The organism is Robertmurraya sp. GLU-23 (genome assembly GCF_052983275.1).
Genome location: NZ_JBRKCV010000002.1, coordinates 211,297 through 226,987 on the forward strand (window position 1 = coordinate 211,297; position 15,691 = coordinate 226,987).

15 protein-coding genes are annotated in these 15,691 nt (G+C 39.2%); 14 read left to right on the forward strand and 1 reads right to left on the reverse strand.

Annotated elements, in window-relative coordinates:
* Positions 1-24: 24 nt before the first annotated feature.
* The 12 genes from coaBC (at position 25) to spoVM (ending at position 12,739) form a co-directional block, all read left to right on the forward strand.
* On the forward strand, positions 25-1,233 hold the full coding sequence (gene coaBC, locus ACVBAX_RS05395) for a bifunctional phosphopantothenoylcysteine decarboxylase/phosphopantothenate--cysteine ligase CoaBC (protein WP_447116168.1): 1,209 nt from the start codon (positions 25-27) through the stop codon (positions 1,231-1,233).
* Positions 1,230-3,632: a primosomal protein N' gene (gene priA, locus ACVBAX_RS05400; protein ID WP_447116169.1), complete on the forward strand. Its 2,403-nt coding sequence runs from the start codon at positions 1,230-1,232 to the stop codon at positions 3,630-3,632. Before coaBC ends, priA begins: the two co-directional genes overlap by 4 nt.
* A gap of 66 nt (positions 3,633-3,698) precedes the next feature.
* On the forward strand, positions 3,699-4,184 hold the full coding sequence (gene def / locus ACVBAX_RS05405) for a peptide deformylase (RefSeq protein WP_447116170.1): 486 nt from the start codon (positions 3,699-3,701) through the stop codon (positions 4,182-4,184).
* The gene (gene fmt / locus ACVBAX_RS05410; protein ID WP_447116171.1) at positions 4,181-5,131 is read left to right on the forward strand and encodes a methionyl-tRNA formyltransferase; all 951 of its coding nucleotides are present in this window, start codon (positions 4,181-4,183) and stop codon (positions 5,129-5,131) included. The genes def and fmt overlap by 4 nt, the downstream gene beginning before the upstream one ends.
* Positions 5,128-6,474, forward strand: a complete 1,347-nt coding sequence (gene rsmB, locus ACVBAX_RS05415; RefSeq protein ID WP_447116172.1) for a 16S rRNA (cytosine(967)-C(5))-methyltransferase RsmB — start codon at positions 5,128-5,130, stop codon at positions 6,472-6,474. The genes fmt and rsmB overlap by 4 nt, the downstream gene beginning before the upstream one ends.
* A gap of 4 nt (positions 6,475-6,478) precedes the next feature.
* Positions 6,479-7,564 carry a 23S rRNA (adenine(2503)-C(2))-methyltransferase RlmN gene (rlmN, locus tag ACVBAX_RS05420; protein WP_430773869.1) on the forward strand — a complete coding sequence of 362 codons (1,086 nt, stop codon included), beginning with the start codon at positions 6,479-6,481 and terminating at the stop codon, positions 7,562-7,564.
* A 6-nt stretch (positions 7,565-7,570) separates the two neighbouring features.
* Positions 7,571-8,332 carry a Stp1/IreP family PP2C-type Ser/Thr phosphatase gene (locus ACVBAX_RS05425; protein WP_430773870.1) on the forward strand — a complete coding sequence of 254 codons (762 nt, stop codon included), beginning with the start codon at positions 7,571-7,573 and terminating at the stop codon, positions 8,330-8,332.
* On the forward strand, positions 8,326-10,293 hold the full coding sequence (gene pknB, locus ACVBAX_RS05430; RefSeq protein WP_447116173.1) for a Stk1 family PASTA domain-containing Ser/Thr kinase: 1,968 nt from the start codon (positions 8,326-8,328) through the stop codon (positions 10,291-10,293). The genes ACVBAX_RS05425 and pknB overlap by 7 nt, the downstream gene beginning before the upstream one ends.
* A gap of 45 nt (positions 10,294-10,338) precedes the next feature.
* Positions 10,339-11,223, forward strand: coding sequence for a ribosome small subunit-dependent GTPase A (gene rsgA / locus ACVBAX_RS05435; protein ID WP_430773872.1), 885 nt, complete (start codon positions 10,339-10,341; stop codon positions 11,221-11,223).
* 2 nt (positions 11,224-11,225) lie between these two features.
* A complete protein-coding gene (gene rpe / locus ACVBAX_RS05440) occupies positions 11,226-11,870 on the forward strand; it encodes a ribulose-phosphate 3-epimerase (protein WP_430773873.1) in 645 nt (214 codons plus the stop codon).
* 56 nt (positions 11,871-11,926) lie between these two features.
* A complete protein-coding gene (locus ACVBAX_RS05445; RefSeq protein ID WP_430773874.1) occupies positions 11,927-12,565 on the forward strand; it encodes a thiamine diphosphokinase in 639 nt (212 codons plus the stop codon).
* Positions 12,566-12,658: 93 nt separating this feature from the next.
* Positions 12,659-12,739, forward strand: coding sequence for a stage V sporulation protein SpoVM (gene spoVM, locus ACVBAX_RS05450; RefSeq protein WP_019381739.1), 81 nt, complete (start codon positions 12,659-12,661; stop codon positions 12,737-12,739).
* Between the two features lie 185 nt (positions 12,740-12,924).
* On the opposite strand, the gene rpmB is transcribed toward spoVM, so the two are convergent.
* Positions 12,925-13,113, reverse strand: coding sequence for a 50S ribosomal protein L28 (gene rpmB, locus ACVBAX_RS05455; protein ID WP_066053137.1), 189 nt, complete (start codon positions 13,111-13,113; stop codon positions 12,925-12,927).
* Positions 13,114-13,430: 317 nt separating this feature from the next.
* On the opposite strand from rpmB, the gene ACVBAX_RS05460 reads away from it, so the two are divergent.
* Both ACVBAX_RS05460 and ACVBAX_RS05465 read left to right on the forward strand, forming a co-directional pair.
* Entirely contained in the window at positions 13,431-13,793 is a 363-nt protein-coding gene (locus ACVBAX_RS05460; protein WP_119707502.1) for an Asp23/Gls24 family envelope stress response protein, read from the forward strand.
* Between the two features lie 82 nt (positions 13,794-13,875).
* Positions 13,876-15,552: a DAK2 domain-containing protein gene (locus ACVBAX_RS05465; RefSeq protein ID WP_447116174.1), complete on the forward strand. Its 1,677-nt coding sequence runs from the start codon at positions 13,876-13,878 to the stop codon at positions 15,550-15,552.
* Positions 15,553-15,691 lie beyond the last annotated feature (139 nt).

The window sequence follows — 15,691 nt, forward strand, 5'->3', positions numbered from 1 at the left end:
GTTTATCGAACGGAGGTTTTTTCTGTGAGAGGAAAGAAGATTTTACTATGTGTTACTGGGGGAATTGCGGTTTTTAAAGCGGCAGCTTTAACAAGCAAACTCACCCAAGCTGGGCTTGAAGTAAAGGTCATTCTAAGTGATTCGGCTTCAAAATTTGTGACACCCTTAACCTTTCAGGCACTTTCAAGAAACGATGTACATATAGACACGTTTGATGAAAAGAATTCAAAAGTGATTGCCCATATTGATTTGGCTGATTGGGCAGATTTAATTGTTGTTGCTCCGGCAACAGCGAATCTCCTTGGTAAGCTAGCGAATGGAATTGCTGATAATATGATTACTACGACCTTACTGGCTGCTACATCTCCTGTATGGATCGCCCCTGCAATGAACGTTCATATGTATGACCATCCTGCAGTAAGAAAGAATTTAGAAACAATACGAAGCTACGGATATGGTTTTATCGAGCCTGGTGAGGGTTATTTAGCATGTGGCTATGTGGGGAAAGGCAGAATGGAAGAGCCTGAGACGATTGTAGAAAAAATTGCTGAATTTTTCCAACCTATGAATACTCCTTTAAAGAGAAAAAAGGTAGTTGTAACAGCTGGTCCAACTCGAGAAAAAATAGATCCTGTCCGATATATTACGAATTATTCGTCCGGAAAAATGGGGTATGCCATTGCAGAACAAGCTAGGAATCTTGGAGCGGAGGTTACTCTCATAACAGGCCCTGTTTCCATAAAGCCACCACTGGGAGTTAAGGTTATCCATGTGGAAAGTGCGCAGGATATGCTTGATGCGACCATCGCCCAATATGAATCTAGTGATTTAGTTGTAAAAACGGCTGCGGTTGCTGATTATAAGCCAAAAACCGTATCTGATCGTAAAATTAAAAAGCAGGAAGGCAATGAAAGTATCACATTAGAAAGAACCAAGGACATTTTATTTGAGCTTGGAAAAATCAAAAAGCACCAAGTATTAGTTGGTTTCGCTGCTGAGACGGATCATGTAGAAGAGTATGCATTGAGAAAGCTTGAGAAAAAAAATGCTGATATGATCGTGGCCAACAATGTTTCAGAAGAAGGATCTGGATTTGGGACAGATACAAATAAAATAACGATTTACAAGCGAGATGGTCATTCTATCTCGTTACCATTAATGACAAAGCAAGAAGCGGCAAAAACCCTCCTTTTAGAGGCTTTAAAGCTCCTACCAAAAGAGGAAGCTGAATGATTGCGAGTGTGATTGTAGATGTTCCAGCTAAGCAAACCGACAGACCGTTTGATTATCGAATTCCTGAGCATTTAGAAGGGGTTATTACCCTTGGGATGAGGGTGGTTGTTCCGTTTGGACCTCGGAAAATTCAAGGGTTTGTCATTTCTATTCAGCTTAGCTCAGAGTTCGAAAAGCTTAGAGATATTATTGCTCCAATGGATATTGTTCCGGTATTAAATGAAGAACTTATACAGCTTGGGGATTGGTTATCTGAAGAAACTCTTTGTTATCGAATTTCTGCTTATCAGGTGATGCTACCGGCGGCACTAAAAGCGAAATACGAAAAAAAAATCCGCCTGACGACTGATTTGAATCTGTTGCCACAGACCCTACAAAAAGTATTCGAGAAAAGTCATACTGTACCGTTTGAAACGATTGAAAAGGGTGTATGGAAGGTATTACAAAAAGAAATAGCTAGTGGTCATGTTGAATTTATATATGAAGTAAAGGAACGGGTAAATAAGAAAAAGCGCAAGTATGTTATGCCACATGTGAATGGAGACGAGCTATCTGATTCACTCAAGCTATTATCCATTCAGGCAACGAAGCAAAGGGAAATTATAGAGTATTTCCTAGCGAACCCAGATCCAGTTCCTCTACAACATTTAATGAACTTACTAAACACCTCTTCATCTGCTATAAAGGGTCTCGTTAATAAAGGGATGTTAAGGGAAGAAGAAGTAGAAGTGTACCGAGATCCTTACGAAAATCGTGTATTTGAACGGACACAAGCTTTACCATTAACCCCTGAGCAGACGATAGCTATTACCCCCGTTTTACAAACCATTGAAGAAGATCTTCATCGAGTGTTTTTACTTTATGGGGTAACAGGTAGTGGAAAAACGGAAGTCTATTTACAATCGATTCAACGAGTGTTAGAAAAAGGAAAGGAAGCGATCGTTCTCGTCCCTGAAATCGCCTTAACTCCACAAATGGTGAAACGATTTAAAGGGAGATTCGGAGATGAAGTGGCTGTCATGCACAGCGGACTTTCAACAGGGGAAAAATACGATGAGTGGCGCAAGATTCAAAGAAAAGAAGTAAAAGTGGTTGTAGGTGCAAGGTCTGCCATTTTTGCTCCCTTTGAAAATCTCGGAATTATTATCATTGATGAAGAGCATGAAACCAGTTATAAGCAAGAAGAAAATCCTAGATACCATGCAAGAGACGTTGCGATTCAACGTGCCAAAAAGTATGGCTGTCCGGTTGTACTCGGAAGTGCAACTCCAGCACTTGAATCCTTTGCTCGCGCAAAAAAAGGTGTGTATGAGCTTTTATCATTGCCGAGCCGGATGAATAGTGGTCCAATGCCTCATGTTGAAGTCGTGGATATGAGAGAAGAGCTTCGCGAAGGAAATCGCTCCATGTTTTCGAGGGTATTAATGGAAAAACTGAAAGATAGACTTGAAAAGCAGGAGCAAACAGTATTGTTTCTAAACAAACGAGGACATTCCTCCTTTGTGATGTGTAGAGATTGCGGGTATGTTGTTAACTGTCCAGATTGCGATATTTCGTTAACTTATCATCGATTTAGCGAGAGAATGAAGTGTCATTATTGTGGCTATGAATCCTTTGTTCCAACCGAATGTCCAGAATGCCAATCAGAGTATATTCGTTATTTTGGGACAGGTACTCAGAAGATTGAAGAAGAACTTGGCAAAGTGTTACCAGAGGCAAGAGTGATCCGAATGGATGTGGATACGACTTCCAAAAAAGGGGCGCATGAAAAGCTGTTAACTGATTTTGGTGAAGGAAAAGCAGATATTCTGTTAGGAACTCAAATGATTGCAAAAGGATTAGATTTTCCAAAGATAACACTAGTTGGAGTTCTTTCAGCTGATACGATGCTGCATATCCCTGATTTCCGTTCATCTGAGAAAACCTTTCAGCTGCTTACACAGGTAAGTGGAAGAGCCGGAAGACATGAGCTAACAGGGGAAGTAATTGTACAAACCTATACTCCTGAACATTACAGTATTCAGTTTGCAGCCCAACAGGATTATGATTTGTATTATGAAAGGGAAATGCAAATTAGAAAGCTTCATCATTATCCCCCTTTCTATTATTTATCACTGATCACGGTTAGCCATGAGAATTTGATGAAGGTGGTGTCGGTGACCGAGAAGATTACCGGATACATTCGGAATAGTCTTTCTAAAGAAGCGATTGTTCTAGGGCCTGTTGCCTCACCAATTCCTCGAATCAAAAATAGATATAGATACCAATGTTTGATAAAATACAAACGTGAGCCACAGTTAGGTCGTGCTATTAAAACTGTACTTGATCAATATCAGCATGAATCTGCAACAACCGGGTTAACCATATCTACAGACGTGAATCCTTATATTCTCATGTAGTTGGTTATGAAGCAGGTTGTTTTCGTAGAGAATAGTGATAAATATGAAAAAATCGGAGGAAGTATTTTGACGGTAAAGAAGCTAGTTACTCATCCTGCAGAGGTACTAGAGCAAGAATGTGAGAGAGTAACGGTATTTGATAAAAAATTAGAAAAGCTACTAAACGATATGTACGATACGATGATTGAATTCGATGGGGTTGGTCTTGCAGCCCCTCAAATAGGCATAGCAAGACAAATTGCCATCGTTGATATAGACGATGAGTCGGGGACGATTGAACTCATTAACCCTGAAATATTAGAAGTGTCCGGCGAACAAACAGGTCCGGAAGGTTGTCTTAGTTTCCCTGGAGTTTACGGAGAGGTAACAAGACCGTACTTTGTAAAGGTGAAAGCTCGAGATCGAAAAGGAAAAGCGTTCGTGATCGAAGCAGAAGATTTTTTAGCACGTGCGATTCTTCATGAAATCGATCATCTGCATGGAATTCTATTTACCTCCAAAGTAACAAGGTATTTATCTGAAGAAGAGTTAGAGGGAGTCGAAAGCGAATGACGAAAATAGTATTTATGGGTACTCCTGATTTTTCTGTTCCCGTTTTAAAAAGTGTAATTGAAGCAGGATACGAAGTGATCGGTGTAGTTACTCAACCAGATCGCCCAGTTGGAAGAAAAAGAGTACTTACTCCGCCTCCTGTAAAAGTGGAAGCGGAAAAGCATGGTATTCCGGTTCTTCAACCTGAAAAGATTCGTGTAAGAGAGGACTTGGATCAAGTATTAAGCCTAAAGCCTGACTTAGTCGTAACGGCAGCGTTCGGACAAATCCTCCCGAAGGAGCTACTAGAAGCGCCACCTCTCGGATGCATTAATGTTCATGCCTCTCTGTTACCAGAATTGCGTGGAGGGGCTCCCATTCATTACTCCATTATTCAAGGAAAAGAGAAAACCGGAATTACAATCATGTATATGGCAGAAAAGCTTGATGCAGGTGATATATTAACGCAAGTAGAAGTAGAAATAACAGAAGTAGATACGGTTGGATCTTTGCATGATAAGCTGAGTGAGGCGGGTTCTAAGTTATTGTTAGACACTTTGCCAAGACTGATTAAAGGGGAGCTAGAACCAATTCCCCAAAATGAGAAGGAAGCAACATTTGCGTATAATATAAAGCGCGAGGAAGAGAAAATTGTTTGGTCTAAAACAGGCGAAGAAATATACAACCATATCAGGGGCATGAACCCATGGCCAGTTGCATACACCCACCTTTCAGATTCAGTGATGAAGCTATGGTGGGCGACAAAAGTAAAGGCAGTGAAAAAGGCAGTTCCAGGAGAAATTATTGCAATCGAAGAAGATGGATTTGTTGTTGCAACTGGCAATGATACAGCGATTAAAGTGCTTGAGCTCCAGCCTTCTGGTAAAAAGAAAATGACAGCCGATCAGTTTTTACGAGGGGCAGGTTCGTTTTTGAAGGTTGGCGATCGTATAGGAGTTAGCGAATGACAGAAAAAACAAATGTCCGAGAAAGTGTTGTAGCTATTCTAGAGCAAATCGAAAAAAATCAATCATATAGCAATCTTCTTTTAAATAATGTGATTAAAAAAAATCAAATTGCATCGAAGGATATTGGATTGTTAACAGAATTAACCTACGGAACGTTACAAAGAAAAATGACTCTTGATTATTACTTAGAGCCATTTATTAAAAATCCCAAAAAGCTTGAAAACTGGGTGAAGCAGCTACTGCGAATGACTTTATATCAAATGCTCTATTTAGATAAAATACCTGATCGTGCAGCCATTCATGAGGCAGTGGAAATTGCTAAAAAGAGGGGGCATAAAGGGATATCAGGTATGGTTAACGGTGTTCTTCGGTCTTTGCAACGTGAAGGTACTCGAGATGTCAATGAGATTAAGGATGAAGTCGAGCGATTATCCATAGAAACTAGTCATCCTACTTGGCTTGTTAGAAGATGGACCGAACAATTTGGGTATAATAAAGCCAAAGAGATGTGTGAGATCAATTTAACTGCACCAATGCAAACTGCACGTATTAATACAAATAAAATCACCAGAGAAGCTTGTATCAAAAGGCTTTCAGATGAAGGCTTTCAAGTCGAGGAAAGTGTGGTTGTTCCTGAGGCAATTAAATGCTTAAGAGGAAATCTTGCTCATTCGGAAAGCTTTAAAGAAGGATTGATTACAATTCAGGATGAAAGTTCCATGCTTGTAGCATATGCATTAGGAATCGAAAAAAATGAAACGATTTTAGATGCGTGCGCAGCTCCTGGTGGAAAGTCCACTCATATCGCCGAAAAGCTAGAAGAAACAGGACAAGTTGTTTCACTGGATCTTCATGAGCATAAAGTGAAGTTGATTAATGAAAATGCTACCCGACTTGGATTGAAAAATATAGAAACCAAAGCAATGGATAGTCGTAAAGTACTTGAAGAGTTTGAGGGTAAAATGTTTGATCGGATTTTGCTTGATGCCCCGTGCTCTGGTCTTGGTGTAATGAGAAGAAAGCCAGATATGAAATACACAAAAAAAGAAGAGGATTTACATCGTCTTCAGAGCATTCAATTGCAGTTATTAGATTCTGTTACTCCACTTTTAAAGCCCGGTGGAACGTTGGTGTACAGTACGTGTACAATTGATCGCTCTGAAAATGAAGAGGTAGTGGCAGCATTTTTACAAAAGCATACAGAATTTGAAGGAGACCTTTCGGTTATTGAGAGGATGCCTAAGGCCATTCAGCCACTTATGACGGACTTTCAGCTTCAGATTTTCCCTCAAGATTTTGGTTCAGATGGATTTTATATTGCAAGTTTAAGGAAGAAGGTATAAAGAAATGGAACAGACAACTATTGAAAAAGAACAAACATCCGTACAGAAACCATCCATTTACTCAATAGAGTTACACGATTTAAAAGCATGGTTAGTAGAACATAATGAAAAGGCATTTCGTGCCGAACAAATCTTTGATTGGTTATACAAAAAGAGAGTGACGAGTTTTGAGGACATGTCTAATCTGTCAAAAACTTTACGTGAAACGTTAGAAGAGCATTATTCACTAACCACACTAAACACGCTAATTCAACAACAATCATCAGATGGGACGATTAAGTTTTTATTTGAACTACATGATGGTTACTCCATTGAAACAGTCCTTATGAGGCACGAATACGGGAATTCTGTGTGTGTAACAACACAGGTCGGCTGCCGAATTGGATGTACTTTCTGTGCATCAACATTAGGTGGATTGAAACGAAATCTAGAAGCTGGTGAAATCGTCGCTCAAGTAGTAAAAGTACAGCAAGCATTAGATGAAACAGATGAAAGAGTAAGCTCCGTCGTTATTATGGGAATAGGAGAGCCTTTTGATAATTACAATGATATGCTCTCATTTTTGAAAATTATCAACCATGATAAGGGATTGAACATTGGAGCTAGGCATATTACGGTTTCGACAAGTGGAATTATTCCGAAGATTTATCAGTTTGCCGATGAAAACATGCAAATCAACTTTGCGATTTCACTTCATGCACCAAATACGGAGATCCGCAGTCGTTTAATGCCCATTAACCGTGCATATAAGCTCCCTGATTTAATGGATGCGGTACGTTATTATATTGAGAAGACTGGTAGACGAGTGAGTTTTGAGTATGGGCTTTTTGGGGGAGTAAATGACCAGGTTGAACATGCCGAAGAACTTGCGAAGCTCATCAAGGGTGTCAAATGTCACGTGAACTTAATTCCGGTAAACTATGTACCAGAAAGAGATTACGTACGAACACCTAAAGATCAAATTTTTGCATTTGAAAAAACGTTGAAAAATCATGGAGTAAACGTGACGATACGAAGAGAGCACGGTCATGATATTGATGCAGCATGTGGACAGCTTCGTGCAAAGGAACGAAAAGAAGAGACGAGGTGACATTAGGTGAAAGCGGTATTTAAAACGGACCGAGGTCGGATTCGCCAGCATAATGAGGACAGTGGGGGAATCTTTATCAATCGTGATGGGCATTATCTATGTGTGGTTGCAGACGGAATGGGTGGACATCGAGCAGGCGATGTCGCCAGTTCCCTGGCCATCCAGCATTTAGAAGAGATGTGGAAAGATTCAAGTGGAATTGAGACTGCCTCTGATGCAGAGGATTGGTTAAGTAAGAGTATTCCACATATCAATCATGTAGTATTCCAGCATTCACAGCAACATGCCGAGTGTGAAGGGATGGGTACAACAGTAGTTGCTGCCATTGTTACGCCATTGTTTTCAACTGTGCTGAATATTGGTGATAGTCGCTGCTATATTTTAAATGATACAGGTTTTCAGCAGTTAACAGAGGATCATACACTTGTGAATGAACTTGTTAGAACGGGACAAATTTCAAGAGAAGATGCAGAACATCATCCGCGTAAAAATGTTATTTTACGTGCTCTTGGAACAGAGCAAGATATAAAGATGGATATTCGTACCATCATTTTTGAAGAAGGAGATGTCCTCCTTTTATGCTCTGATGGTTTATCAAATAAAGTTTCGTCTGATGAAATGGTTAGTATTTTAAAAGATGCTGAAAATTTAGAGGAAAAGGCAACCACTCTCATCAACCTTGCAAATGAGCATGGTGGTGAGGACAATATTACCTTGGTCATTTTACAATTTGACGTTGGCGATGATTGGGGTGGGGATACATGCTAATCGGTAAGCGTTTAAGCGGCCGCTACAAAGTGCTAGAGATGATTGGCGGTGGCGGAATGGCAAATGTTTATCTTGCACATGATATGATCTTAGATCGAGATGTGGCTGTTAAGGTATTGAGACTTGATTTTTCGAATGACGAGGAATTTATTCGACGGTTTCACCGAGAAGCACAATCCGCTACGAGCTTGGCTCATCCGAATATTGTTAGTATATACGATGTTGGTGAAGAAGATTCTATTTATTATATTGTTATGGAGTATGTTGAGGGCCAAACTCTCAAACAATACATACAGCAGCAGCTATCGTTACACGTAGTAGATGCCATTAATATTATGAAGCAGTTAACCTCCGCTATTTCACATGCTCATCAAAATCACATTGTTCATAGAGATATTAAACCACATAATATTTTAATTGATCGTGAAGGAAATGTGAAAATAACTGATTTTGGCATTGCTATGGCAATGAGTGCGACAAGTATAACGCAAACAAACTCAGTGCTTGGCTCCGTCCATTATTTGTCACCAGAACAAGCTAGAGGTGGAATGGCAAACCGTAAATCGGATATCTATTCTCTTGGAATTGTTATGTTTGAACTGTTAACAGGAAGACTTCCATTTTCAGGTGAGTCAGCCGTCTCTATTGCATTAAAACACCTTCAATCGGAAACACCTTCGTTAAGAAGATGGAATCCAAAGATTCCACAAAGTGTGGAAAACATTGTATTGAAGGCAACAGCAAAGGATCCTTTTCATCGTTATGATAGTGTAGAAGATATGGAGATGGATTTAGTAACCGCACTCGATCCTGATCGAATCGACGAGCCGAAGTTTGCGCTTCCGATAGATGATGATGCAACAAAAGCAATTCCAGTCATTACCGCTGATCAGTACCTTACTTCTGATGAGACACTCGTACATAGTAAAGAGCATCCTGTTCTTCAACAGACAACAGACAAAGACGTAGATAAAAAGAAGAAGAAAAAGAAGAGAAAATGGCCCATTGTGCTCGTATCTATCTTTCTCACATTGGTTATCCTTGCGGTTTTAACTGTAACGGTTTTGCCTAAATTATTAGGACCAAAAGATGTGCTTGTTCCTGACGTTTCTGGAAAAGAGTTAGATGAAGCAATGGAAATCCTTCAGGAGCAAGGTTTGAAAATTGGTGAAACGATTGAAGTTACAGATGAAGAGGTAGAAGAAGGACTCATCATAAAAACAAACCCTAAGGAAGGGAAAACGGTAAAAGAAGGGCAGGAAGTGGACCTTTATTTAAGTATTGGCAAAGAGAAATGGACATTGCTTGATTATACCGGACGTCAATATGATGATGTGATTGATTTGTTGGAAGCAAGGGGCTTTAAAGACATTACAAAAACGGAAGTTTACGATGATTCTGCCCCAGTGGGACAAATCATCTCTCAAGATCCATCTAGCGGGGAAGAAATTATTCCGGCAGAAACAGAACTGGCATTTACCGTTAGTAAGGGCCCACAGTTAATAAAGCTCAAGGATCTTTCTGGTTATAATGAAAAAGGAATCCAAGAGTACGCACAATCCTCTGGATTATATGTTGAGATTGCCAGTGAGGGCGAATTTAGCGATACGGTAGCGGAAGGGACAGTTATGTCGCAAAAGCCTTCAGCAGGTACAGATTTACAAAAAGGGTCGAAAGTGACCGTAGTTCTCTCTAAAGGGAAAAAACCGACTCCTAAAGAAGTTCAAAGGGAAATTACCATTCCGTATCAGCCGTTAGTAGAAGGAAATCCACAAATTGTTCAAATCTATATCGAGGATATGGATCATAATATCACTGAACCGGTGGAAACCTTTGAAATTACAAAAACAGAAACTCGACCCATTAAGTTAATTATCGCTCCTGGTGAGCAAGCCATTTACAAAGTTCAAAGGGACGATGAAGTGATCATTGAAGAACCAGTTCCATACCCTACAAACTAATGGGGATAGATCTAGTTTTTCACATTCTGTTAAAGGAGTGTATGTATGCCAGAAGGCAAAATTATTAAAGCATTAAGTGGGTTCTATTATGTTCTTTCAGATGATAATCAAGTGATTCAATGCAGAGGAAGAGGGGTATTTCGTTTAAATAAAGTGACTCCTCTTGTAGGTGATGAAGTTGTTTTTCAGGCTGAAAATGAATTTGAGGGATATATTTTAGAAGTAAAGGATCGAAAAAACGAACTAGTAAGACCACCTATTTCTAACGTTGATCAGGCGATATTAGTGTTTTCGGCTGTTGAGCCTGATTTTAGTACTTCATTGCTCGACCGCTTTCTTGTTTTAGTTGAGTTTAATCGAATCAAGCCTATTATTTGTGTCACGAAAATGGATTTAACGAGTGCTGATGATAGAGCAAAGATCGAAACCTACCGAGATCAATATACGAAGGCGGGTTATGAAGTGATTTTAACATCATCAGAAACGGAGGACGGGTTAGAGCAACTGCTTCCGCATTTAAAAGGAGTCATATCCGTTTTTGCTGGTCAGTCAGGTGTAGGGAAGTCTTCACTATTAAATGCGATTCGACCTGATCTAGAATTAAAGACAAATGATATATCCTCCCATTTAGGTCGAGGAAAGCATACAACGAGACATGTGGAATTAATAAAAATTGGGGAAGGGTTAGTTGCAGATACTCCTGGTTTTAGTTCACTAGAATTCACTGACATTGAGGTGGAGGACTTAAACTATTGTTTCCCCGATATTGAAAAGCTAAGTGAAAACTGCAAATACCGTGGATGTCTTCATTTAAAAGAACCCAAATGTGCCGTAAAAGAAGCGGTAATAAAAGAAGAGCTTCCTGAGTATCGATATGAGCATTATGAGCTATTTGCTCAAGAAATTAAAGATAGAAAGCCGAGGTATTAATTATGGTGAAAATTGCACCTTCCATACTATCAGCTGATTTTTCAAAACTGGGAGAAGAAATTAAAGATGTAGAACGAGGGGGAGCAGACTATATCCATGTGGATGTCATGGATGGTCATTTTGTACCCAATATTACGATCGGTCCCCTGATTGTAGAAGCGATCCGACCAATTACAAAACTTCCGCTTGATGTACATTTAATGATTGATAATCCGGATCAGTATATTGAGGCCTTTGCGAATGCAGGAGCAGATTATCTTACTGTTCATGTAGAAGCTTGTAAACATCTGCATCGGACCATCCACTATATTAAGTCATTTGGTGTAAAAGCAGGGGTTGTCCTAAATCCTGCCACCCCTGTTCAGACGATTGAACATGTGATTGACGATATTGATATGGTCCTATTAATGACGGTTAACCCGGGCTTTGGAGGTCAGAAATTTATTGAAGGAGTCCTTCCGAAAATTAGACAAGTAAAAGAACTTGTAGATAAAAAAGGGCTATCTGTTGAAATCGAAGTAGATGGTGGAGTGAATGAGGAAACAGCAAGAAAGTGTGTAGAAGCTGGTGCGAATGTTCTCGTGGCTGGATCTGCTATATACAATGAAAGTGATAGAAAACAAGCGATAGAAAAAATAAGAGGATAAGAATGTTGGCTAGCTTTTAGAAGCTAGCCTTTCCTTATTACAGAGGAGGCTCCAAAATGGAGATCAATATTTTAGCAGGTGGCCCATTAGAGCTAATCCCCTCTCTTCACTTATTCAGTGGAGAATGGATTGGTGTGGATCGTGGAGTATTAACACTAATAAAAGAAGGAATTTTTGTTGAAAAAGCCTTTGGTGATTTTGATTCTGTGGAGGAAGAAGAATTAGCTTTTATAAAGAAACATGTTGGAGAATTACTTACGTTTCCACCAGAAAAAGATGAAACTGATATGGAAATTGCGATTTCATGGGCAATGAAACAAGCTCCGAAAAAAATTCGTATCTTTGGCGCTACGGGTGGGAGGCTGGATCATTTTTTTGCAAATATTCAGCTACTTTTCAAGCCATTGGCTTTACATCGAACAGTTCCAATAGAAATCATTGATTGTCAAAATATTATTTCATTAATACAAGCAGGCACACATACAATAGAAAGAAATGATGAGTACGCATATATTTCTTTTATACCTTTTCATGGCGAGGTTGAGGGCTTAACACTTGTTGGTTTTAAGTATCCATTAACGCTTCGTCATATTCCAATTCACTCTACACTATGTATTAGCAATGAACTAATTTCTGATATTGGTACTATATCTTTTTCGGAAGGCATATTAATGGTGATAAGGAGTCGAGATTAAACTTCCTTATATTGAGTACTTATCTTTATATTTTGAATATGATAATGAGAGTTCTGAAACTTGTTCATGCGTGAGATGGTGAGGAGGGACATTATGAGATTTTACACGATTAAATTGCCGAAATTCTTAGGCGGCATTGTCCGCGCGATGCTGGGTACGTTTAAAAAGGGTTAAACCAAGTGGTATTTGTAACACGTTTTCAAGAAAGACAACCTTAAAAACCAATGTACACCGATGTAAGAGGTTCACATCGGTGTATTTTTTTGTGATTAATTAAAAGTCTATTTCTAAAGGTTACTGGGAAGGCTAATTTTATAAGGAAAATGAAAAAGAGCATCCAATTGGATACTCTTTACACATTATACGCGCTCAACTTTACCTGATTTAAGTGCTCTTGCAGAAACCCAAACACGCTTTGGCTTTCCGTCTACAAGAATACGTACCTTTTGAAGGTTAGCACCCCAAGTACGCTTGTTAGCGTTCATAGCATGAGAACGTGCGTTACCTGAACGAGTTCCTTTACCTGTTACAACACATTTACGTGGCATATACATTTCCCTCCTTACTATCAAAGGTGAAGCATTATTTGTTCATCTTTAAAATGCAATGTAAAATTGCTTTCAAGTTTTATTTAATGTGAAAATAGCGGATTGTCCGTTTTTCAAGCATTAAAAGATACTTTAATAATTTATCATACAACCATTCGGAATGCAACAGTTGTAACAAAAGGTTTCAAGAAAATTTCCTTGACATAGGTAAAATCTTAGGGCTCTATTATAAGTGCGGGGAATATGACTTTTAAATTTTGAGTCCATATAGTAAAATGACTGTAGTTAAGGAGCAAATTCCAAAGGGGGAAGCATTTATGTCCATCGAACTGAAAACAAATTTCGGACAAATTGATATCTCAAATGAAGTAATTGCAACAATCGCTGGAGGAGCAGCTGTTGATTGCTACGGTATAGTAGGAATGGCTTCAAAACATCAACTAAAAGATGGCCTTACGGAAATATTAAGAAGAGAGAACTTTACTCGAGGTGTAATTGTTCGTCAAGAAAATGATGAAGTACATATTGATATGTATATTATTGTTAGCTATGGTACAAAAATTTCTGAGATTGCTCATAATGTACAATCAAAAGTGAAATATACCTTAGACAAAACAGTTGGCCTTGCTGTTGACTCAGTTAATATTTACGTTCAAGGTGTTCGCGTCACGAACCCGTAAGTAAAATGCGTTGCTTTAGGAAGCTTAGGCTTCCTCGAGCAGTAAGTTCGTAGTGACGAACATTAGTGAGGAGGAAAGACTTGTGTCAATTAAATCTTTAGATGGAAAACGTTTCGCTGAAATGGTGTTACAAGGAGCGAATCACTTGTCCTCTAATGCAAAATATGTGGATGCACTGAATGTGTTTCCCGTTCCAGATGGTGACACTGGAACAAATATGAACTTATCGATGACTTCTGGAGCAAAGGAAGTAAGAAATAATGTTCAAGATCATATTGGAAAGGTTGGTATTGCACTTTCCAAAGGATTGTTGATGGGTGCAAGAGGAAACTCTGGTGTTATTTTATCCCAGCTTTTCCGAGGCTTTTCTAAAGCAATTGAAACAAAAGCTAGTATCAATGCATTTGAATTTGCCGCTGCTCTTGATGCAGGAGTGATTACAGCTTATAAAGCGGTTATGAAGCCTGTAGAAGGAACCATCTTAACGGTTGCAAAAGACTCTTCGAAGCAAGCAGTTGAAGTAGCGAAAAAATCAGATGATATTGTTACAATTATGGAGGCAGTAGTTGCAGAAGCAAAGGCATCCTTAAAGCGTACCCCTGATCTTCTACCGGTTTTAAAGGAAGTAGGAGTAGTTGATAGTGGCGGTCAAGGACTTGTGTTTGTGTATGAAGGCTTCCTAGCCGTACTAAAGGGAGAAAAATTACCTGAAGGTCCCACACTAGCATCCTCGATGGATGATCTAGTAAATGCAGAACATCACAAGAGTGTACAAAGCCATATGAACACAGAAGACATCGAGTTTGGCTATTGTACAGAATTTATGGTCAAGTTGGACGACGAGAAACTCCACTCTAAACCATTTAGTGAGCAAACTTTCCGTCAAGATTTAAGTCAGCACGGTGATTCTCTCTTGGTAATATCTGATGATCAGCTGGTCAAAGTACATATTCATGCAGAGTATCCGGGAAATGTGCTAACGTATGCACAAACATATGGAAGCTTAGTGAATTTAAAGATTGAAAATATGCGGGAGCAACATACGAATTTGTTGTCCGATTCTTATGAAAAAACTAGTGCTCCACCAAAGCCGAAGGAAATGCTAGAGTACGGTATTGTAACCGTTTCTATGGGCTCAGGAATTGCAGAATTGTTTAAGAGTATCGGTGCACATGCAGTGATAGAGGGTGGGCAAACGATGAATCCAAGTACAGAGGATATCGTTAAGGCCATTAAAGAAGTGAATGCGAAGAAAGTGATTATTTTGCCGAATAACAAGAACATCATTATGGCAGCTGAACAAGCAGCCGAAGTAACAGAAGAAGATGCAATTGTTATCCCTTCTAAAACTGTTCCACAAGGAATGTCTGCTCTTCTTGCCTTTAACCCAGGTGCAGACCTACAAGGCAATAAAGAGGGCATGACAGAAGCATTACAAAATGTAAAAACAGGTCAAATTACGTATGCCGTCCGTGATACAAGTATTGATGGTCTTGAGATTGAAAAAGATGATTTCATGGGAATTGCTGAGGGTAAAATCGTTGTAAAGGATAAAGACAAAGTTGTCTCTGCATCGAAACTCCTCGATCAGCTTCTTGATGGAGACTCAGAGATTTTAACAATTCTAAAAGGTGAAGATGCAACAGACGCGGATGTAGATGCAATTGTCCAGTTTGTAGAAGCAAATTACGGTGATGTTGAAATCGAAATCCACGATGGAAAACAACCGTTATATGCATTCGTTTTCTCGGTTGAATAATTAGTATGGAAGCATGGCTCAAAGCTGTGCTTCCTTTCGTTTGAGAAAATCCACTTTGTATATAGTGGAAATAGAAGAAACTACAATGTTTTTTTCATACAATAATGTATAATACAATGTGGGAAACCATTAAGTTAAA

What these genes read in the sequence shown, in the direction of transcription:
- priA (WP_447116169.1), top strand. Translation starts at nt 1,230, where the DNA reads ATGATTGCGAGTGTGATTGTAGATGTTCCAGCTAAGCAAACCGACAGA.
- fmt (WP_447116171.1), top strand. Translation starts at nt 4,181, where the DNA reads ATGACGAAAATAGTATTTATGGGTACTCCTGATTTTTCTGTTCCCGTT.
- rsmB (WP_447116172.1), top strand. Translation starts at nt 5,128, where the DNA reads ATGACAGAAAAAACAAATGTCCGAGAAAGTGTTGTAGCTATTCTAGAG.
- rlmN (WP_430773869.1), top strand. Translation starts at nt 6,479, where the DNA reads ATGGAACAGACAACTATTGAAAAAGAACAAACATCCGTACAGAAACCA.
- pknB (WP_447116173.1), top strand. Translation starts at nt 8,326, where the DNA reads ATGCTAATCGGTAAGCGTTTAAGCGGCCGCTACAAAGTGCTAGAGATG.
- rsgA (WP_430773872.1), top strand. Translation starts at nt 10,339, where the DNA reads ATGCCAGAAGGCAAAATTATTAAAGCATTAAGTGGGTTCTATTATGTT.
- rpe (WP_430773873.1), top strand. Translation starts at nt 11,226, where the DNA reads ATGGTGAAAATTGCACCTTCCATACTATCAGCTGATTTTTCAAAACTG.
- ACVBAX_RS05445 (WP_430773874.1), top strand. Translation starts at nt 11,927, where the DNA reads ATGGAGATCAATATTTTAGCAGGTGGCCCATTAGAGCTAATCCCCTCT.
- spoVM (WP_019381739.1), top strand. Translation starts at nt 12,659, where the DNA reads ATGAGATTTTACACGATTAAATTGCCGAAATTCTTAGGCGGCATTGTC.
- rpmB (WP_066053137.1), bottom strand. Translation starts at nt 13,113, where the DNA reads ATGCCACGTAAATGTGTTGTAACAGGTAAAGGAACTCGTTCAGGTAAC.
- ACVBAX_RS05460 (WP_119707502.1), top strand. Translation starts at nt 13,431, where the DNA reads ATGTCCATCGAACTGAAAACAAATTTCGGACAAATTGATATCTCAAAT.